The organism is Cognatishimia sp., assembly GCF_049116455.1.
GTDB lineage: Bacteria > Pseudomonadota > Alphaproteobacteria > Rhodobacterales > Rhodobacteraceae > Cognatishimia.
In genome coordinates, this window is sequence record NZ_JAGDYW010000003.1 from 757,856 (window position 1) to 775,940 (window position 18,085).

General features: G+C 53.8%; 19 protein-coding genes. 6 read left to right on the forward strand and 13 right to left on the reverse strand.

The genetic code is table 11. From position 1 onward, the window contains the following. The first annotated feature begins 18 nt into the window (after nt 1-18). Nucleotides 19-606 carry a GcrA family cell cycle regulator gene (locus tag JXQ85_RS08730; RefSeq protein WP_421748511.1) on the forward strand — a complete coding sequence of 196 codons (588 nt, stop codon included), beginning with the start codon at nt 19-21 and terminating at the stop codon, nt 604-606. 67 nt (nt 607-673) lie between these two features. Here the strand turns inward: JXQ85_RS08730 and JXQ85_RS08735 are convergent, their stop codons facing one another. From JXQ85_RS08735 to JXQ85_RS08770, 8 genes are all read right to left on the reverse strand, one after another. Continuing rightward, nucleotides 674-2,797: a S8 family peptidase gene (locus JXQ85_RS08735; RefSeq protein WP_421748512.1), complete on the reverse strand. Its 2,124-nt coding sequence runs from the start codon at nt 2,795-2,797 to the stop codon at nt 674-676. 72 nt (nt 2,798-2,869) lie between these two features. Next, nucleotides 2,870-3,619, reverse strand: coding sequence for a prephenate dehydrogenase/arogenate dehydrogenase family protein (locus JXQ85_RS08740; RefSeq protein ID WP_421748513.1), 750 nt, complete (start codon nt 3,617-3,619; stop codon nt 2,870-2,872). Nucleotides 3,620-3,805: 186 nt separating this feature from the next. Next, nucleotides 3,806-5,698 carry an AsmA family protein gene (locus tag JXQ85_RS08745; RefSeq protein ID WP_421748514.1) on the reverse strand — a complete coding sequence of 631 codons (1,893 nt, stop codon included), beginning with the start codon at nt 5,696-5,698 and terminating at the stop codon, nt 3,806-3,808. A gap of 98 nt (nt 5,699-5,796) precedes the next feature. Then, entirely contained in the window at nt 5,797-6,174 is a 378-nt protein-coding gene (locus JXQ85_RS08750; protein WP_421748515.1) for a hypothetical protein, read from the reverse strand. A 96-nt stretch (nt 6,175-6,270) separates the two neighbouring features. Next, nucleotides 6,271-6,525, reverse strand: a complete 255-nt coding sequence (locus tag JXQ85_RS08755; protein WP_421748516.1) for a DUF6455 family protein — start codon at nt 6,523-6,525, stop codon at nt 6,271-6,273. A 109-nt stretch (nt 6,526-6,634) separates the two neighbouring features. Then, complete coding sequence (locus JXQ85_RS08760; RefSeq protein WP_421748517.1) at nt 6,635-6,982, reverse strand: YigZ family protein; 348 nt, start codon at nt 6,980-6,982, stop codon at nt 6,635-6,637. Continuing rightward, the gene (locus tag JXQ85_RS08765; RefSeq protein WP_421748518.1) at nt 6,982-7,710 is read right to left on the reverse strand and encodes a M48 family metallopeptidase; all 729 of its coding nucleotides are present in this window, start codon (nt 7,708-7,710) and stop codon (nt 6,982-6,984) included. The genes JXQ85_RS08760 and JXQ85_RS08765 overlap by 1 nt, the downstream gene beginning before the upstream one ends. A gap of 38 nt (nt 7,711-7,748) precedes the next feature. Further along, entirely contained in the window at nt 7,749-8,492 is a 744-nt protein-coding gene (locus JXQ85_RS08770) for a M48 family metalloprotease (protein ID WP_421748519.1), read from the reverse strand. A gap of 144 nt (nt 8,493-8,636) precedes the next feature. On the opposite strand from JXQ85_RS08770, the gene JXQ85_RS08775 reads away from it, so the two are divergent. The 3 genes from JXQ85_RS08775 to JXQ85_RS08785 all read left to right on the forward strand — a co-directional run bounded on the left by JXQ85_RS08775 (nt 8,637) and on the right by JXQ85_RS08785 (nt 10,278). Beyond that, nucleotides 8,637-8,882: a hypothetical protein gene (locus JXQ85_RS08775; protein ID WP_421748520.1), complete on the forward strand. Its 246-nt coding sequence runs from the start codon at nt 8,637-8,639 to the stop codon at nt 8,880-8,882. 98 nt (nt 8,883-8,980) lie between these two features. After that, nucleotides 8,981-9,559 (forward strand): nitroreductase family protein, encoded by a 579-nt coding sequence (locus tag JXQ85_RS08780; RefSeq protein WP_421748521.1) that lies wholly within the window; start codon nt 8,981-8,983, stop codon nt 9,557-9,559. Then, the gene (locus JXQ85_RS08785) at nt 9,544-10,278 is read left to right on the forward strand and encodes an EI24 domain-containing protein (RefSeq protein ID WP_421748522.1); all 735 of its coding nucleotides are present in this window, start codon (nt 9,544-9,546) and stop codon (nt 10,276-10,278) included. The genes JXQ85_RS08780 and JXQ85_RS08785 overlap by 16 nt, the downstream gene beginning before the upstream one ends. Before the next feature lie 41 nt (nt 10,279-10,319). Here the strand turns inward: JXQ85_RS08785 and JXQ85_RS08790 are convergent, their stop codons facing one another. Further along, a complete protein-coding gene (locus JXQ85_RS08790; protein ID WP_421748523.1) occupies nt 10,320-10,598 on the reverse strand; it encodes a DUF1467 family protein in 279 nt (92 codons plus the stop codon). A 93-nt stretch (nt 10,599-10,691) separates the two neighbouring features. After that, a complete protein-coding gene (mce, locus tag JXQ85_RS08795; protein ID WP_421748524.1) occupies nt 10,692-11,096 on the reverse strand; it encodes a methylmalonyl-CoA epimerase in 405 nt (134 codons plus the stop codon). A 151-nt stretch (nt 11,097-11,247) separates the two neighbouring features. On the opposite strand from mce, the gene JXQ85_RS08800 reads away from it, so the two are divergent. Further along, complete coding sequence (locus tag JXQ85_RS08800) at nt 11,248-11,958, forward strand: response regulator (protein ID WP_421748525.1); 711 nt, start codon at nt 11,248-11,250, stop codon at nt 11,956-11,958. Between the two features lie 15 nt (nt 11,959-11,973). Here JXQ85_RS08800 and JXQ85_RS08805 read toward each other — a convergent pair whose 3' ends face one another. The 3 genes from JXQ85_RS08805 to aspS all read right to left on the reverse strand — a co-directional run bounded on the left by JXQ85_RS08805 (nt 11,974) and on the right by aspS (nt 16,601). Further along, nucleotides 11,974-13,200 (reverse strand): DUF1501 domain-containing protein, encoded by a 1,227-nt coding sequence (locus JXQ85_RS08805; RefSeq protein WP_421748526.1) that lies wholly within the window; start codon nt 13,198-13,200, stop codon nt 11,974-11,976. Between the two features lie 12 nt (nt 13,201-13,212). Further along, nucleotides 13,213-14,601 carry a DUF1800 domain-containing protein gene (locus JXQ85_RS08810; RefSeq protein WP_421748527.1) on the reverse strand — a complete coding sequence of 463 codons (1,389 nt, stop codon included), beginning with the start codon at nt 14,599-14,601 and terminating at the stop codon, nt 13,213-13,215. Between the two features lie 143 nt (nt 14,602-14,744). Next, a complete protein-coding gene (aspS, locus tag JXQ85_RS08815) occupies nt 14,745-16,601 on the reverse strand; it encodes an aspartate--tRNA ligase (RefSeq protein ID WP_421749044.1) in 1,857 nt (618 codons plus the stop codon). Between the two features lie 269 nt (nt 16,602-16,870). On the opposite strand from aspS, the gene JXQ85_RS08820 reads away from it, so the two are divergent. After that, nucleotides 16,871-18,085, forward strand: coding sequence for a class I SAM-dependent methyltransferase (locus JXQ85_RS08820; protein WP_421748528.1), 1,215 nt, complete (start codon nt 16,871-16,873; stop codon nt 18,083-18,085).

Below are 18,085 nucleotides of genomic sequence, written 5' to 3' on the forward strand. Positions count from 1 at the left end.
TTTTGTAAGGAATTAGGCATGTCCTGGACTGACGACCGCGTAGAGATCCTGAAAAAAATGTGGGGCGAAGGCCAATCCGCTAGCCAGATCGCAAAGGAACTGGGCGGCGTGACCCGCAATGCGGTGATCGGTAAGGTCCACCGCCTTGGCCTGTCCAACAGGGCTGGGTCTGGCGGCGCAAAAGCGGATGCCAAACCTAAGGCAGAAGCCAAGCCAAAGAAGGCGCCGGCACCAAAGCCCAAGACAGAGCCTAAAGCGGCCAAGCCAATGCCCGAGATGAAAACCGAGCCTGCTGTGCCGCCGCGCCCAGCCGGTGCTCCAAACCGCAAGGCAATCATCCCTGCGGGCCAACCTCTGCCACCTCAGCCGTCTGCAAATGAAATCAGCCCAGAAGCGCTGGCGAAGGTGAATGAAGTTGAGAAGAAGGCGAAGAAGCTGACTTTGATGGAACTGACAGAACGTACCTGCAAATGGCCAGTAGGCGATCCAGCGACCGAGCACTTCTGGTTCTGCGGCCTGCCGGTACAAGCGGGTAAGCCATACTGTGAAGCCCATGTAGGCGTGGCTTTCCAGCCAATGTCTTCACGGCGTGACCGTCGCCGGTAATCGTGACAACATCCTAAATAAAAAAACCCAGCCAAATGGCTGGGTTTTTTCTTGCAATGTCTTCGCCTTAGAACTGCTTTGTATAGCTAAACAGCAGACCTGTCTGTTTGTTGCCTGCAATGTTTCCATGGTTATGCGCATGCGCGATGGAAAGCCCCAAGGATGCGGTCCGAGAAATCGGGCGCTCGTAGGTCAAAGCCAGGCGCAACTCGCGTTGTTCAGGTGCCAAATCGATTGCGACATCCTGAAATGTCATCAACCCATCGTCAGATTGCACTGGCAAAGACAGTGAGGTCGACCCCCGCGTCACAGCCGCAGGCATCGACAAAGACACGTTAAACCGATCATTGCGTGCAAAGGTATTTGTACGAGTAAACGATACAGCTGCTGAATTCATCAGAACCGCTGCCGAAGTACCTAAACCAGAATCTTCACGTCCCGCGGCATAGCCGACTTCGAAAGAAATCGCTGACGCGTTGCTGAGATCAGCAGACAAGGCCATTCCCGCCGACACAATCGAAGACTGTGTGCCGCCATTCCAATCAGACAAAAGACCTTTTGTGTCATCGCCTAGGGCTGTGCTGATCTCCAAAGTCGCCCCATCAAGGTCAAAGCGACGGCTGGCGCCGATCCCGAAAGAGTCATTTCCAACTTCACTGCGCTGGTAGAATGCAATGCTCAGATCATTATCGCCCCACTGTGTCGGAATGGTCTGCCCTTCACCGAAGAAGGCAGAAGAACCGAAGGTTGCATCCTGAACCTGCGAAAAGCGTGTAACGTCATTGTTTGTAAACAGAGGATTGTTCGGTGCATCTACGACCATCGCGCCGCCGTCGACAGTGAACTCACCAGCCAGTTGATCGCGACTTAAAAGTTTCACACCACGCAACGCCCGAGATACGGCATCCCCGCTCGCGCCACCGGTGACGACCAAGGGTTGATCTGGGCTCACGACAGCACCACTGCCCATGGTCATTGTTGTTTGTCCAATCGGCAAAAGGGCCGCTGCGACATCCAAGAACCCATGTCCCCATTCAGTGCTGTAGTCGTGCTCAAACCCAGGTACCAGCTCGACAGAACCTGCCGTTGTAAATCCAGCAAAATCATTGTCGGCTGATGCCAACAAACGAATACGCAGTTCTTTATGCGTCAATGTTGGGAAGGCTTCAGCCAAAAGGGCCAAAGAACCTGCGATCGTTGGCGATGCAAAAGATGAGCCGGTTCCGCGAGAATAGCTGTTGTCAGAAGTAGAGTCAGCACCAGCCCATGTCCCATCGGCTGCCAAACACCATGCAGCTGCGTCCAGACACGCTCCAGATAACCGGGTTGCAGAGGTTATATCGTCACCAACCATTACCGGGACGCCGTTCACTACAGCAATCCAGCTTTCTTCCAGATCTGGTTCAAGAATAGGCAAGCCTGCCATCAAGCCGACGTTTGTGATCGTTTCATCATTATCAATTGCAAATAGGACGATCCCATCCTGCGCATAGTTTTTAAGCGCGTTCAGATAATCAGTTCCAGCAGTGCTGGAGAACAGAGCATTATAATCTGTAGTCGTTGCAGATGATCCAACGTATCCCCAAGAGTTGTTGTACGCGACAGCGCCGGCTGCGGCAGCAGCGTTCGCTGTAGCGGTCCGATTGGCGATGCCCCAATCTCCTAAAATCAAATCTGCACCGGGCGCGACACCAATCATCGTAGAGGAACTACCAGCGGCAATTGACGCTACGGTTGTGCCGTGATCTGTAGCGGAAACGCCAGCACCCACAGTCACATTCTTCCCAGCAAAAACCTCGTGCGTAGTACGAAACCCACTGTCTGTAACTGCAATGGTTTCACCCGCACCTGTCAAACCTGCGGCGTGGGCATAATGGATCCCAGCATGTTTAATCGGGCTGGCTGCCAAATCGCCCGCATCGAAGCTCCCGCTTCCGTTCACATCGAAATAACTGTCTTGCAAAAGATAACGCGCATCAGTGGTGATCAAGTTGTTCGCGGCCGTTCGAACAGAATCCAGTGTGGTTAGAAATGACGCAACCAAAGCAGGGTGATTGGTTATCGTTGTGCCACCTCCGCCAGAACCGCCACCACCGCCAACGATACCCACCACAGAGTTTTCACCGCCACATCCTGCAAGCAAGGCCGGCACCAGAACAACGGCCGTAATATTCCGTATCGAACGTTTCAAAACTATTTCTCCTCAACCGCTTTCTCATGGTCCAAGAAAGCTTCACAACAACAACACTTTTCTACTACAACCCTACCGAGAAAAAAAGCGTCCTGTCGGCACAGTTCCATCAAACTGCGCCCTTAATATGTCAGCGCGTTGAAAAAAACTTTCCCTCACTTCAGACGCAAACGGATTTGCACTTTCGATGGCATGCAGCACTGTTGGTGGATCATCTTTCACCATTTCTACCGCGCGCGCGATTAAGTCGAAGCTGGTTGTGGTCATCCGCTCCGGCAGCGGCCCCATATCGGTCATCACCTTAGCGATTAAATGCGTCAGCCCCTGCACCATCGCCGCTTCGCGGTCGTGGTCTTCTGGCTGGCAGGTAATCACTTTCAGCTTGAGTTGTCTTGCCAGGAACACGCGTATGCTTCGCCAAGCGTCACCTCGCACCGGGCAGATCGACAGCTTGTGGCCAGCCACGCCATCCGCCGCGCTTTGCGGGCCAAACAAGGGGTGAGTTCCGACGATTTGCACATGATCAGGCAGACATTCCACCATGTCAGCGATCGGGGCAATCTTAACCGACCCAACATCAACAACCACCGCACCGGGGCGTAAAAATTCGGCGATATCTTCGCAGATTGAGCGGATTTCGCTGACCGGCACCGCAAGGATAATCACGTCAGCCTGCGCAACTTCAACCAAGCTGACACCGCCCAATACGGATTTATACGGATCATGTATACGCAGTTCTACATGCGGGGCGAGATGCTCGGCAATCAACCGGCCAAAGCCCCCAAACCCAAACAGTCCAACTGTTAATTTCTTAGCGCACATTGCATTGCCCTTTATCAGAGCCGCGAACCGATGCATTTTCATGTTTGGGAGTCTGTGATCCACCGGCAAGCGGCGGTCACGTCAATTCACCCGCCGTTATTTAGGCAGGGGATAATAGGTTACAAAGATGGTGGTCATCCGTGTCATGGACTGATTGGTGCCACCCACAACACGGATCGTCAAGCCTTAGTTCCCGCCAAAGAGTTTGAGCAGTTGCTTCGCGGCCTCATCTTCAAGCTTTTGTTTTGCCGCATCTTCCAGCGATTGGCCTTCTTCTGTGGTCACGCCCAGCTTATCAGCCACGGCCTGTTTGGCTTTCTCTTCCAGCTGTTTTGTCTCTTCTTTGAAGTTCTGTTTCACAACAGCTTCCAAATCAGGCCAAATTTTTGGATCCGCCCAAGCGCCCTTCACTCGCACCGGGATTGCGATGCCGGTGTCGGTGTCATTCTTAATCTGAGGCGTGAAGGTGTAGTCAATGGTTTGCGGCCCCAAACCGACCGTGCCAGTGCCCTTGGCTTGCACATTGGGCAGGTCCATTAGCAGATCATTGTTGGTGAGAACCCCATCCACGATGGTCCAGCTGGCGGACAGATCATCAAAGACTGTGGTGCCCCCGCTCGGAGTGCCTCGGAACAACTTGTCCAAATCCAACCCAGCAATTGTACCACGCCCAACGGTGACCTGTCCGTCGCCCTTCAAAGAATGCATGATGCTATGCAGTGAATTCCCTGACGCCAAAAAGCCGATCTGCGCATCCGCTGCACCGGTAAATCGGTCCATTTCTGCGAAGTCGTTCAACAGCCCCTGCAGCTCCATACCAGCAACATTCATTTTTCCGCCAACGGATAAGCCAGAGCGATTGTTGGCCACAAACTGCCCTGTGATCACGCCATCATAGCCGTTCAATTCAGTCAACGTTGCCACAGCCCGGGAGTTATCAACATCAATGGACAGACGCGAGGCGCCGAAGTTCAGAGTGCCCGTCGCAATCGAAGACGCGCTAAGTGAGATTGTCCCATCAAAAAGCCCAAGTGCGCTTGCATCAATCGGAGCTTTTGACCAACCCGTGTCAGCACTCTCAGCACCAGCGTCAGCCGAGGTGGTGAAAGCCTCTAGGCTCAAATCCCCGGCCTGAACATTTGCAGTCACAACAGGTTTGGCCGCCAGGTTGATATCTGCATCAGCTTTGAAGGCATTCCCAGCTACCGTCATCTCACCATTCCGCAGACTTAAGAGCTGTGATTTAGTAAAGGTAATGTCGCCTGCAAAATCCGTTGCAGGTACACCTGCCCCTCCCAAGCTCAGGGCCGCTAAGAAAGCATCTGGGTTTGGCAATTTCGCGCGCGCTGCGCCTTGAAGTTCTGGTGCAATGGATGCACGCCCTTCAAATGCAATTTCGTTGCCCACGGCAGACAGATCCGCTTTAACGCTGGTGATCTCGCCAGCCAATAGCGCGTCCAGATCCCCGATTTCAGCTTTCAGATTAACTTCTTCACTGGCTGGAATTGCGCGCACATCAAGTGTTGCATCGTTCCCACCCCAAGCCAGCTTTGCGGTCACTTCCTTCAGCGCAAATTCTTCGCGATTGCCAACGAGGTAACGAATGCTGGCGTCAGTGACGCTTAACTTATCTAAGGTGAATGCAGCTCCACCAGCTTCCCCTGCAGTCTCAGTGTTTGCAGTGCCTTGGCTCTCGGGGAAGAGATCCCAATTTGCATGACCCTGCCTGTCCTGTTCTAGCAGGATAATCGGGTTGTCTAGCTCAATGTTTTTCACTTGGATATTGCCGCCAATCAGCGCCATGAGGTCAACACCAATCTTGGCTCCTTGTGCTGCAAACATTGGGCCATTGTCAGACCAATCCGCATTGCTGAGCGCCACAGGACCCGTGGCAACCCCCAAAGTCGGGAAAATGCTGAAACTCACATCTCCTTCAAAGGTCAGATCACGACCGGTCTGCCCTTTGACTTGATCTGCGGCCAGACCTGCAATCTTTTCGCCCGGTAGCAAAAACACCAGCCCTACAAGAGTGAGCACAAGCACCACAATGACAGACAAGAGAACTTTGATGATCCGCATTCTAATAACCTCTAAAGGAATCCATTGCGTTAAGAGGTAAGGAGTTGCCCACTGAGCCGCAAGCATCGCTGCAACATTATAGGCAATTCCACGGGTTTCTAACTGTCAGGATAATTGGCTGCGCATTCGGCGAAGGCAGAGGCACGCTGCCGTTCTTCTGACTGCAACCGGCGTTTTGCAGAGGCAAGCTTGCGTTGCTCTTCCTCCAGATCAATCGCGACTGGGCGTTTTTTGGTGTCGTATTCGGTTTTTAAACAGGATTCGACATTTGCCCCGCCCACACAAAGTCCATAGCGCAATCGCGGCGTGACCTCGGTTTCAATGGCATAACCGCGTGCGAGATTGGCCTCGCTTGTGGCGATGGCTTGTTTCAACGCTTTGATATTGCTGTCGACACGCGCCTCGCATTGCGCGCGCGGTGTGGCACAGGCGGCAAGCACCATGCATCCTGCGATCCAAATATATGCACGTCTCATCCGTTTCCTCCTTTTGGAAGTGGTCGTGACTGTGCATCCCCAGATGAACTGTAGCGCGATTGATTGGCTTACTCAAATTCCACAAAGAAAATCGAGTTAAAGCTCTGAAAACCAATCTTTATTTTGGCAAAACTCAAACGGTTGCTGTGTATCATGAACCTCCGAAATATGAGCGGCACAGACATCGGCGCGCTTGCAGGTGCCACAGCGAACGACGCCCTCCACGACATCCTCAGCGTCTATCTTTCCTTCGATTAAAGCCAGCTCTAGGTTCTTGCCCAGCTGCTCGGCCATTTCGTCAAATAGATAGATATGCGGGCTCAGTTCAGGGTCTTTCTTAAAATCTTTCATCGGGTCTCCTCCGACGAAAGCCTACCAAGTGACGTCAATTTAGAACTTGATCTGTATCAACAGCCGAAATCTGAGTTGCCCAAGCCAATTCGTAAGGGAGCCAAGTCGCTTAAGAGTCCAAATAGGCATTCACGCAGTCTTGCACCCTACGAAACCGATCGCCGCCAAGTTTGGTACCCCCATACCACCGGGTGACCACGATCAAATGGTCGAAAAGCTCTGCGCGCTCGAGCATGCGTACAATGACCAGGCCCGCACCACTTTCGCCATCATCCCCTTTCAATGGTGTTCCGTCTGAAAAGAGAGTCGCCCAAGTGTTATGCGTTGCCTTGGCGAACTTTTTATTGCGCTTCAGCTCTTTTAACGCCGCATCGATGTCGGTGCGCGTTTTAACTTGAAACCCAGTGACCGCATATTTGCTGCCGCGATCTGTGACGACGTTCATGATTTGCCGCATCAGAAACTCGCAGCCGCTCGGTGGACTGTTGCAATGCGTTCAGCATTGGGGGGATGTGAGCCCAGAAAACGGTTGCCCGGATCAGGGATGCGCTGAAAGAAAGCGGCGCCTTTGACCGGGTCATAACCCGCGTCATGAGTGATACGCGCGCCCAGAGCATCAGCCTCCAGTTCATGATCCTTTGAATAGGCCCGTGCGCCCACCGTGCCGCCGAGGTCGGCGCCGATCTCAACCGCGGACTGCCCGCCGCCCAGTAAGACGGCAAGACCTCCGCCCAAGACAGCACCAAGTGTTGCAGTCTCGCGCATTTGCCCAAGGTGTCCGGCGATGTGGTGCGCAGCTTCATGGCCCAGAACAAACGCCACTTCGTGATCGTTCTGCATTTCCTTCAGAATAGCGACCGTGAAGGTTAAGACTGGGCGACCGTTTCGATCCAAAGATTGATAAGCGTTCGAAGGCTGACGCGGATCGGTGTTGAGCACGATATTAAAATCGCAATTCACCCCGGCGCGCACGCGTCTCTGGCAAGCCTTCTCTGCAATAGGTTCCATCCGCGCGACCACTCGATTGTAGCGCTGGATCGCGGGATCTCCTGCCGAGACAGCCGGTGGTGAGGTCGAAGTCGCAGCAGATACATTGCCGCCAGAGCTGCCCTGCCCCACTGTGGTTTCAACACAGGCGCTTAGTCCAATTGCACCTATCATTGCAGCGATTGCCACGGCTTTCATTGCAGGCCCTGCCCTTGTTTTACGTCTTTGTATGAAAGTTACGATTGATTGGGGAAAATCACCAGAACATCACCCGGGATTTTATTATTCAGCACCGCATCGCGCACCACTGCGCGGCGCTGTGCATTTGACGGATGAGTGTTGAGTGCATGATGGCCCGGATCGGGAATGCGCTGAAACAGCAATGCCCCGCGCTGCGCATCAAACCCTGCTTCGCGCAAAAGAATTGCACCCAAAGCATCCGCTTCCAGTTCATATTCCTGTGCATAAAGCCGCGCGCCAACAAAAGCCCCAACCTGACGCGCCTTACGAATATCACGCCTAGTGCCGCCTTTGCGCTCGGTAGCATCTGCCAGAACATCCGCCCCTTCGATGGCATCCACGCGCTGTCGTTCTAAATGATTTAATATGTGATGAACCGCTTCGTGCGCCAGTACCAATGCGATTTCATCTTCGTTGCGCATGTCTGCCAACAGGCTTTCGGTCAGCACCACAAAGGGCCGTCCAAAACCGTCGATGGATTGAAATGCGTTGGCGGTCCCATCAGGTGTCCGGGCGACATAAAGCCGGATTTTGCAATTGCGCACCAGATTGATCTGTTCGCAGCTGTCCTGCACCACCGGCGCAAGCCTTTCGACAACGGAGCTAAATTGCGCGGGGCTGACGTGTCCCGCAGCCTGATGTTCAACCGTCATGGGTGGCTGATCTGGTTGAACAGGAACGACGTCACAGCCCGCGAGGCCAAGAAATGCCAAACCAACAAAGATCAATGCACTGCGCATAGGGGCTCCTTTCCATCACTTTAAGAGCAAATCAGATGCGCCAAAACCAGACATTCAATGCATAGGCGCAATTTTGCGTGACCAAGAGTCTGGGTTTCTATCCGAAAGCCTTGCGCTTTGATTAAACTGCGATAGGCTGATCCTATGTTCAGCATAGAGCACGAATTTGACTCCACCGTCGTTACACTTGTCGATGAAGGCGCAGCCCATCTGCAAGAAGACATTTCCATCAATCTGTTTGAAGACTGCATCACAATCGAGCAGCTTGATCCGCGCACGGAAACCGTGCAAAAGATCACCCTGTCGATCACGCAGGCCGAAGACCTCGCAGCAGCTTTAGATCTGCCAGAAGGCGTTTACCGCATCGCGCGGGATGCTGAAGCAGAATAACACACCACAAACGGGTATTTTCGTAAGAAAAAATCCGATTTCCTGTTGAATTTCGCCCCGAGTACGCAGACATGAAAGGCGACTGACAGGAGACCTTTATGCCTGACCGCAATGATGCTGCGCTTGATTTTTTACTTAACCGGCGTTCGCGCCCGGCCAAAACGCTGACCGCCCCGGTGCCCACTCGCGAAGAGCTAGCCCCCATTCTGACCGCGGCCCTGCGCACGCCTGATCACGGGAAATTAGAACCTTGGCGGCTGATCGTGCTTGAACGCGCAGCCCTTGCCCGCCTTGGCGAACTTGCTGGCGCGCGTGGTGCTGCATTAGGACATGATACGACTCAGACTGACAAAGGCCGCCACCAGTTTGACACTGGCAACTTGGCCGTTGTGGTTGTGGATAGCCCACAAGACAGCCCGAAAGTGCCTGTGATCGAACAGACCTATTCCACTGGTGCCGTCTGCCTGGCCCTTTTGAACACAGCTTTGGCTGCGGGCTGGGGTGCCAATTGGCTCAGCGGTTGGCCGAGCCATGATCGTGAATTCGTTGAAACCGGCCTTAGTCTTGCCGCCCATGAGCGCGTGGCAGGCATCATTCACATTGGTACGGAAAAGATGACTCCACCTGAACGCCCACGCCCTGAGCTAAAGGAAAAGGTCACATGGCAATCGGAGTAATTTTCGCATCCTTTTCCAAGGCCTTGGGACAGATGATGGACTTGCGGTTTCGTAAGGTTTTCTGGCGCGGCATCGGTTTAACTCTTGGGTTGCTGCTGCTCGCCTATTTTCTGTTTCTGGGGTTCCTTAATTGGGTGGGCCTACCGGGCCTGCTGGCCAGCTGGTTTGGCGAAAGCGCATGGATTGGTGGCGCGATTGGGATCGGTTCGCTTATCATGATGATGATAGCATCGATCTTTTTGATGGTCCCGGTGGCCTCAGCCATGACGTCCTTGTTTTTGGATCAGGTTGCTGATGCCGTTGAAGACAAACACTTCCCTCACCTTTCCGAAGCCAATCGCGTTCCGTTGAGTGAAGCATTGATCGATACCATCAGCTTTCTTGGCCTGCTGATCATCGCCAACCTATTGGCATTGCTGATTTATGTCGGACTGCCACCGTTTGCGCCTTTTGTATTCTGGGGATTAAACGGATTTCTGCTAGGCCGCGAGTACTTCACGCTTGTCGCCATACGTCGCGTCGGTCGCAAAGGGGCCAAGGCGTTGCGCAAAGAACATTTCCCAACGATTTGGGCTGCGGGTGTGCTGATGGCCATGCCATTGTCTGTTCCGATCGTGAACCTCTTGGTTCCGATCCTAGGCGCTGCGACCTACACGCATATTTATCATCTGCTGCAGGGCGAACGGCTTAGCAGTCGCGTCGCCATCAATGATCTCTAAAAAGAAAGCCGCCCTACTGGGCGGCTTTTTCTTTTCACTCTTTATTCGCTTATCGGAGGCAAGCGGTTCATCCAGTCAAAATCTCTGACTTCGATGATGCCCTGCGAAACAATCCAAACTAGGATCCCCCAGATCACCGCTGCAACACCAGTGGTTATCCAGGCTTTTTTCTTAAGGTAGTGATGTTCCGGCGCGCCGGCCTGTGTACCAGGCACAACCTTACCCACATCGCCTTGAGTTTGCAGCCGGATCGGAATGACCACGAGAAAGGTCATAAACCAGCAGACAGCATATAAAACGATGGCAGAGGTAATAGACATGGTCACTCCTTCAGATTTCTGCACTACCTAATGTGCGAAAGCCGCCCGGACAAGGGCGGCTTTGTTCAATTCGTAAGGCTAAGCTGCGGCCAATTAGACCTGCTCCAGCTCCACCAGGCAGCCGTTGAAGTCCTTTGGATGCAGGAACAGAACTGGCTTGCCGTGCGCGCCGATCTTTGGCTCGCCGCTGCCCAGCACTCGTGCGCCAGTTTCTTTCAGGTGATCACGCGCTGCAATGATATCTTCGACTTCATAACACACGTGGTGCATGCCGCCTGACGGGTTCTTATCCAAAAAGCTTTGGATCGGGCTGTTTTCTCCCAGAGGGTACAGCAATTCGATCTTTGTGTTCGGCAGTTCGATGAAGATTACGGTCACGCCGTGATCCGGCTCATCCTGCGGTGCACCTACATTTGCGCCCAGCGCATTGCGGTATTGATCAGCGGCAGCTTCCAGATCTGGAACAGCAATCGCGACGTGGTTCAAACGGCCAATCATTGGCGTCTCCTCGGAGTTCTTTAAGTGCCGCTTTTATGGGGGAGCCATAAGCCTCTGACAAGCGACAGGCCGTCGCGGGCTTAACGGCTTGTTAGCCATATCCCTTCTAACGTGGCGTCCAAAGCTGTGTTTTCAGTCAGGAGCTGCCGCCATGGATGAATTTTCCACCTTTATGACCACCCCGACCTCAACCCGACCATTTCTAGGTTTGACGGTCTTGGCAGTGGAAGACAGCCGATTTGCGAGCGAAGCCTTACGCTTGATCTGCCTTAAAAGCGGCGCACGTATTCGGCGGGCTGACAGTGTCGCCTCTGCCCGGCGTCACTTGCGTGCCTACCGGCCATCGATTGCAGTGATCGATCTTGGCCTGCCAGATGGATCAGGGATCGATCTGATCCGCGACCTCAATAAAACGACACCCCGCGTTGATGTGTTACTGGCGATTTCCGGCGATCCACATCTGGCACACGCGGCACGAGCCGCTGGCGCTGACCGTTTTCTGGATAAGCCCCTAACCTCTTTGGCTGATTTTCAAAGCGCAGTGCTTGCCCTATTGCCCAGAGACCGCGTTCCCAATGGGCCACGGCCCGTCCCGCAGGAGGATATCGAACCTGATCCAATTGCATTCACAGATGACCTAGCGCATGCCTCTGACGTGCTCGGCGATGCGCAGGATAGCAAAACAATTGCCTATGTAGCGCAGTTCCTATCAGGTGTTGCGCGTAGCGCAAAAGACAATGGGTTAACCCGCGCGTGTGACGAGCTGCTAGCAACTCTGTCCAAAGGCAAACCAGACCGAGCCTGTGTGTCGCGATTGGCAGGGCTGGTTCAGGATCGATTGAACAAGCGACAAGCCGTCTAAAGATCATCTCCCGCGCTAAAGCAACAGCCCCGGCGAGCGGCCCATATCCAATCCGCTGAAGACCTCAGATTCTAAAATGGATTGCGGCACACCAAAACTATCATGCATCGCCCATGCTGCCCAAGCACGGACATCTGATGTCGGCATCAGATCGCGCCCTTTGTAAAGATCGGCTTCCTTAAGTCCCGGCCAATCACCGAATACTTGCCCACCCCGAATAGCGCCGCCAGCCATGATCATTGTGCCACCGGTGCCATGATCAGTTCCTTGCGTGCCATTTTCTCGCACCGTGCGACCAAATTCGGTCATACACAGGATCGAAGTCTTGCCCCAAACCTGCAGCCCCAAACCTTCTTTCAGGCGCAGAATGACTTCGCTCAATCGTTTCAACGGAGCATTCAATGCGCGCTGTTGATTTGCGTGCGTATCCCAACCGCCAACTGAAAAGGACGCAATCCGACTGTCGGCACGTAGCTGTTCCGCGGCGAAATCGGCGATTTTCAGATGGGTTTGTCCGGTACGCGCCTTTTTAGCATCCTCAGCCATCTCAGACATCATCTCTTGGTCTGACATCTCAAAGGTCACAGAATCCCCGTCTGATCCGGCCAACATGATCGCCTCTGCCATCGCTGCGGCCATTTCAGGATCGCTATGCATCGTCATTTCCAACAGTCGCAGCCCTTGCGAACTCAGCGTCAGATCCACCTCAGGAGACCAGTTTGAGACAGGTGCATCACCGGTCAGCAACAACATATCCTCACGACCCAAAGCAAAGGCCGTGCGTTCCTCAGCGCCCGCTAGATAAGGCAACATCCGGTTCAGCCAGCCTGTGCGACGCCCAAGCGGCGCTAAGGCGGAGGTTCCAGCCTCAAGCAAATCCTGACCATCAAAATGGCTGCGTTTGTCGCGATAGGGTGTCGAAGTTGCTTGAACAAAGCCTAGATTGCCATCTTTCCATAATGGCATCAGATCCTTTAGACCTGCATGAACGCCGTAAAAATCGTTTAAGTCCAGTGCATTGTTCTGATCTTTGGCCAGTGTGGGCCGCAAGGCCTTAAAGGTTCGATCCCCCCAAGGGCGCAGGACATCAATCCCATCCATGCCACCGCGTAAGACGATAACGATCAGCCGTCGATCTCCTGGCGCTGAGGCCAAACTAACCGGCGTCAACAGTGGGCTAGCGGCCGCCGAACAGCCGATTGCGGCGGACAGGCTTAGGAATTTGCGACGTGGTAAAATCATACTCAACTCCTCCTAAAACCGCTGGAACGCTGGGGAAGTCAGCACCAAGGCGATGCCTTCCCAACGATTTTCAGCCGCTTCTGCTGCAAAGCGGACATCCTTTGGCAGCCGGTCGCCCAGCGCTGCGTGCGCGAAGGTACGCGGATCAGGCAAGGTTCGTCGCAACGCCCGCGGAGCGGCCAGCGCCCACTGCAAGCGCGCGGCCATGAATTGCGGCGTAATCCAGTGATTGCCCTCTTCGGGCCAACCATCTGGCCCATTTGGGGCTTGCCAGGGCTGCCCCATAATCTGCATCGGAAAATAGAGAATATTGCGCAAATCCCGTTCGCGACTGCGCGCAAGCGTTGTCCCGCCGACATCTAATGCGCGCAGGCTTGTGGCCATGAAATCAAATGGTTTTTTGACCTTAGCGCTAGATGCCTGCCAGCTTTCCGGATGTGCCAGCATCGCGGTATAAACTTCAACCAATTGACCGCCACTCTCGACATAGGCCGCTTCCATCGCGGCAACCAAATCAGGCTCTGGATTGTCTGACACAAAATGACGCGCCAACTTTTGCGCAAGATGGCGCGCGGTAACGGGATGCCGCGCCAAATCGCGTAAAGCTGCTTTGATGGGTTCAAACGATGCTTCATCTGAATAGAGACGCCCCATTACCGTTTCAGCCCCCGGTTCTGACATTTCAGGTTTGAACGTGAAGAGCAGAGATTTATTAAGACTCATGCCCGTAAACAGCTCAGCGAGCTCCCGAACATCAGCCTGGGAATAGCCCGCCGAAACCCCCAATGTGTGCAGCTCCATGACTTCTCGGGCCAAGTTTTCATTCAACCCACGTTGCCGCCCCCGCTTTTCCGCGCGTTTAGCAACCTTGCTATTTGGCCCCATCGATTGCGCTTGATCCAAATAGGTCAGCATCACCGGATGGGTCACGGCAGCTATCAGCATGTCTTCAAATCGACCCGCAATATTTGGGCGGATCACCTCTTCGACATAAGGCCCCGTTGCACGTTTCGCGATCACGGATTTACCGCGGGCTGTGAAGTGATCCTGCCAGAAAAACGCTAGTCTTTCGCGAAATCCGGTCTCGCTGTGAATCCGGCGCAAAAAAGCATTGCGAAAGAACTCCGCATAGGCCGTCCGAGAAGCCCGCGTAATTTTTTTACGCGCATTCTTTAGCTGCTCTTCTTGTTCAGTCCCGCGCCCTTTGCGATAGGCGCGCTGCGCGACCGCATAGTCGCGAATGCGGTGCCGGTACGTGTCATATGGCTCGATTGGAAAGCGGTCCGCCATCACGTCACGCCCCTGAATCCCCGCAAGCATCTGCGACACATCACGTGGCGCTTTCAGGCTTGGTGACAGACCGGTTCCAAATCGGATCTCGGCAAGGGTTGGGTCAAACATGGCGGCCTCTGGCTGGTTTCACATCAACTATAAAAGCTAAAACGCGCGCCGCGAGGATTTCCGTCGTTCTTTTCGTCACCAGCCATAATTCGCGCACGAAAAAGGGGGCCAAAGCCCCCTGAATTCATCGTCTTTTGAACCGCTTAGTCCTGTGGGATAACCCGCAGGCCCAGTTCCATCAATTGATCGCTTTGCGGATCATTTGGCGCGTTCATCATCAGATCTTCGGCGCGTTGGTTCATTGGGAACATCATGACTTCGCGAATGTTCTGCTGATCAGCCAACAGCATTACGATACGGTCAACACCCGCAGCACATCCTGCGTGTGGAGGCGCGCCGTATTGGAAGGCGTTCACAAGCGCACCAAAACGTTTTTCGACTTCTTCCTTGCCGTAGCCTGCGATTTCAAAGGCTTTGAACATGATCTCTGGCTTGTGGTTCCGCACCGCACCAGACACGAGTTCATAGCCGTTACACGCCAAATCATACTGGTAACCTTTGACATCCAACGGATCGCCCATCAGCGCGTCCATACCACCCTGCGGCATAGAGAACGGGTTGTGTTCAAAATCGATCTTGCCGCTTTCTTCGTCCTGCTCGTAAATCGGGAAGTCCACGATCCAAGCGAATGCGAAACGATCTTTGTCAATCAAGTTCAGTTCTGCACCGATCACGTCACGCGCACGGCCAGCAACCTTTTCAAAGGCCTTAGGTTTGCCACCTAAGAAGAAGGCCGCATCACCCACGCCCAGCCCCAGCTGTTGGCGGATCGCTTCGGTGCGCTCTGGGCCGATGTTTTTCGCCAGAGGGCCAGCCGCTTCTTCACCCAAAGTGATCTCGCCCGCTTTGATCTTTGCGTTCACTTCTTTGACGGAAATACCTTGCTCTTGCGCGATGCTGTCCGCAGACTGTTTACGCCAGAAGATGTAACCCATTCCCGGCAGGCCTTCGCCCTGCGCGAACTTGTTCATGCGGTCACAGAATTTCCGAGACCCACCAGTTGGCGCAGGGATTGCGCGGACTTCAGTACCTTCTTGTTCCAGAAGCTTCGCAAAGATCGCAAAACCGGAACCCGCGAAATGCTCAGACACAACTTGCATCTCAATCGGGTTACGAAGGTCAGGCTTGTCAGAACCGTATTTCAGCGCCGCGTCTTTGTAAGAAATCTGCGGCCATTCGTTTGGCGCATCCACCTTGCGGCCACCACCGAACTCTTCAAACACACCGGCCAGAACTGGCGCGATGGTGTCGAAAACGTCCTGCTGCTCAACAAAGCTCATTTCCATGTCGAGCTGGTAGAAGTCGGTCGGGGAGCGGTCTGCGCGTGGGTCTTCGTCGCGGAAGCACGGCGCGATTTGGAAGTACTTGTCAAAGCCCGCAACCATCATCAGCTGTTTGAACTGTTGAGGCGCCTGTGGCAGGGCGTAGAATTTGCCTGGGTGCAGACGGGATGGCACCAGGAAGTCACGCGCGCCTTCTGGGGAAGAGGCAGTGATGATTGGTGTTTGATACTCGCGGAAGTTCAGATCCCACATGCGCTTGCGCATGGACATGACAACGTCAGAGCGCATTTTCATATTTTCCTGCATCTGCTCGCGGCGCAGATCAAGGAAACGATACTTCAGTCGCGTTTCTTCTGGGTATTCCTGATCGCCAAAGACCATCAATGGCAGTTCTTCAGAGCTGCCCAGCACTTCGAGGTCACGGATGAACACTTCGACTTCACCGGTTGGCAGGTTTGGGTTCACCAAGCTTTCATCGCGCGCCAGCACATTGCCGTCGATGCGGATACACCATTCCGAACGCACTTTTTCCAGTTCTTTGAAAACAGGGCTGTCGCCATCAGCAATCACTTGGGTCACGCCGTAATGGTCGCGCAGATCGATGAAAAGAACGCCGCCGTGGTCACGAACACGGTGCACCCAACCCGCCAGACGCACGGTCTCGCCTACATTGGATTTGGTCAGCTCAGCGCAGGAGTGGCTGCGGTATGCATGCATGGTATCTGCCATTCTTCGGGGCCTTTCATCGGGCATGTCTATAGACGCATCAAATGCGCGCAAAATCAGTCTGGGGTGATACACCTTTTGTAGGCGTGGAAGTCAAGCACTGCGATTGGTCAATCGGCCGATTTCACCACCTCAAACCGCCCCTGAAGGCGGAAAAACTGGCCAAAACGCCAAAATCTTTACAAAAGCGGTGCTTTTCAGGCAAACTTTGCGGTGAGGGAAAGCCAGCGCACCCTGCTGGCGACAGTATGGGGGAAGGTATGTGGACAGCCTTATTCCTACGGATGATGCGCCAATTGATCAAACGCGGCGCTTTGGAAATTACGATGCCCGATGGCACGCAGGAGCGCTTTGGCAGCGGTGATCCCGTGCGAATTACTCTAACCGATCCAAGCTTGCCCAGGCGCATCGTGATGAGCCCTGAATTGGGTGTTGGCGAAGCCTATATGGACGGCACATTGACCATCGAAAATGACGACCTCTATGGCTTGATCTCGATTGGCATCCGAAATTTCTCTCTGGGTCAAGGGCATGGTGTGGAACGCCACATCGGACCTTGGTTAAAACGTTTTCACCAATTTAACCCAGTGGGTCGCGCCAAAGACAATGTGGCGCATCACTATGATCTCTCGGGCGCACTTTATGACCTCTTTCTGGATGAGGATAAGCAATATAGCTGCGCCTATTTCCGCGATCCTTTGATGAGCCTTGAAGACGCCCAGCGCGCCAAAAAACGTCATATTGCCGATAAACTGCTGATCGAGCCAGATATGCGTGCCTTGGATATTGGCTGCGGTTGGGGCGGTATGGCGCTGACCCTAGCACGAGATTATGGAGCAAGGGTCACCGGGGTTACACTATCTGAAGAGCAACATGCTGTGGCCGTCCAGCGAGTCAAAGACGCGGGGCTAGAAAATCGCATCGATATTCGCCTGCAGGATTATCGGGAATTGAATAAGCGATTTGATCGTATCGTCTCGGTGGGCATGTTTGAACATGTCGGAGTGCCGCATTACCGCGAGTATTTTGACCATGTTCGTAAAAAACTACGCCGCGACGGGGTTGCACTGATCCACACCATTGGACGCGCAGCGCCGCCCAGTCGTACCAGCCCTTGGGTGAACAAATATATCTTCCCCGGCGGCTATGTGCCCTCCATGTCCGAAGCGTTAAAAGCCATCGAAAAAGAACGGTTGTGGGTCACGGATGTCGAAGTCTGGCGACTGCATTACGCAGAAACGCTGAAACATTGGCATGATCGCTTTATGGAAAATATTGAAGCAGCGCGTGCGCTTTATGATGAACGGTTCTGTCGGATGTGGCGGTTTTATCTAGTCGCCAGCGAGCTGACGTTTCGGTTGCACCGCCAGTGTGTGTTTCAATTTCAAATCACACGTGAACAAAGCAGCGTGCCGCTAACCCGCGATTATCTTTATCAAGATGAAGCCAACCGTTTTCGCACAGCGGCGCAATAG

What these genes read in the sequence shown, in the direction of transcription:
- JXQ85_RS08760 (WP_421748517.1), bottom strand. Translation starts at nt 6,982, where the DNA reads ATGCGGCAAATCATGAACGTCGTCACAGATCGCGGCAGCAAATATGCG.
- JXQ85_RS08775 (WP_421748520.1), top strand. Translation starts at nt 8,637, where the DNA reads ATGTTCAGCATAGAGCACGAATTTGACTCCACCGTCGTTACACTTGTC.
- JXQ85_RS08800 (WP_421748525.1), top strand. Translation starts at nt 11,248, where the DNA reads ATGGATGAATTTTCCACCTTTATGACCACCCCGACCTCAACCCGACCA.
- JXQ85_RS08745 (WP_421748514.1), bottom strand. Translation starts at nt 5,698, where the DNA reads ATGCGGATCATCAAAGTTCTCTTGTCTGTCATTGTGGTGCTTGTGCTC.
- JXQ85_RS08785 (WP_421748522.1), top strand. Translation starts at nt 9,544, where the DNA reads ATGGCAATCGGAGTAATTTTCGCATCCTTTTCCAAGGCCTTGGGACAG.
- JXQ85_RS08730 (WP_421748511.1), top strand. Translation starts at nt 19, where the DNA reads ATGTCCTGGACTGACGACCGCGTAGAGATCCTGAAAAAAATGTGGGGC.
- JXQ85_RS08780 (WP_421748521.1), top strand. Translation starts at nt 8,981, where the DNA reads ATGCCTGACCGCAATGATGCTGCGCTTGATTTTTTACTTAACCGGCGT.
- JXQ85_RS08770 (WP_421748519.1), bottom strand. Translation starts at nt 8,492, where the DNA reads ATGCGCAGTGCATTGATCTTTGTTGGTTTGGCATTTCTTGGCCTCGCG.
- JXQ85_RS08740 (WP_421748513.1), bottom strand. Translation starts at nt 3,619, where the DNA reads ATGTGCGCTAAGAAATTAACAGTTGGACTGTTTGGGTTTGGGGGCTTT.
- JXQ85_RS08820 (WP_421748528.1), top strand. Translation starts at nt 16,871, where the DNA reads ATGTGGACAGCCTTATTCCTACGGATGATGCGCCAATTGATCAAACGC.
- mce (WP_421748524.1), bottom strand. Translation starts at nt 11,096, where the DNA reads ATGATTGGCCGTTTGAACCACGTCGCGATTGCTGTTCCAGATCTGGAA.
- JXQ85_RS08755 (WP_421748516.1), bottom strand. Translation starts at nt 6,525, where the DNA reads ATGAAAGATTTTAAGAAAGACCCTGAACTGAGCCCGCATATCTATCTA.
- JXQ85_RS08805 (WP_421748526.1), bottom strand. Translation starts at nt 13,200, where the DNA reads ATGATTTTACCACGTCGCAAATTCCTAAGCCTGTCCGCCGCAATCGGC.
- aspS (WP_421749044.1), bottom strand. Translation starts at nt 16,601, where the DNA reads ATGCATGCATACCGCAGCCACTCCTGCGCTGAGCTGACCAAATCCAAT.
- JXQ85_RS08750 (WP_421748515.1), bottom strand. Translation starts at nt 6,174, where the DNA reads ATGAGACGTGCATATATTTGGATCGCAGGATGCATGGTGCTTGCCGCC.
- JXQ85_RS08765 (WP_421748518.1), bottom strand. Translation starts at nt 7,710, where the DNA reads ATGAAAGCCGTGGCAATCGCTGCAATGATAGGTGCAATTGGACTAAGC.
- JXQ85_RS08810 (WP_421748527.1), bottom strand. Translation starts at nt 14,601, where the DNA reads ATGTTTGACCCAACCCTTGCCGAGATCCGATTTGGAACCGGTCTGTCA.
- JXQ85_RS08790 (WP_421748523.1), bottom strand. Translation starts at nt 10,598, where the DNA reads ATGTCTATTACCTCTGCCATCGTTTTATATGCTGTCTGCTGGTTTATG.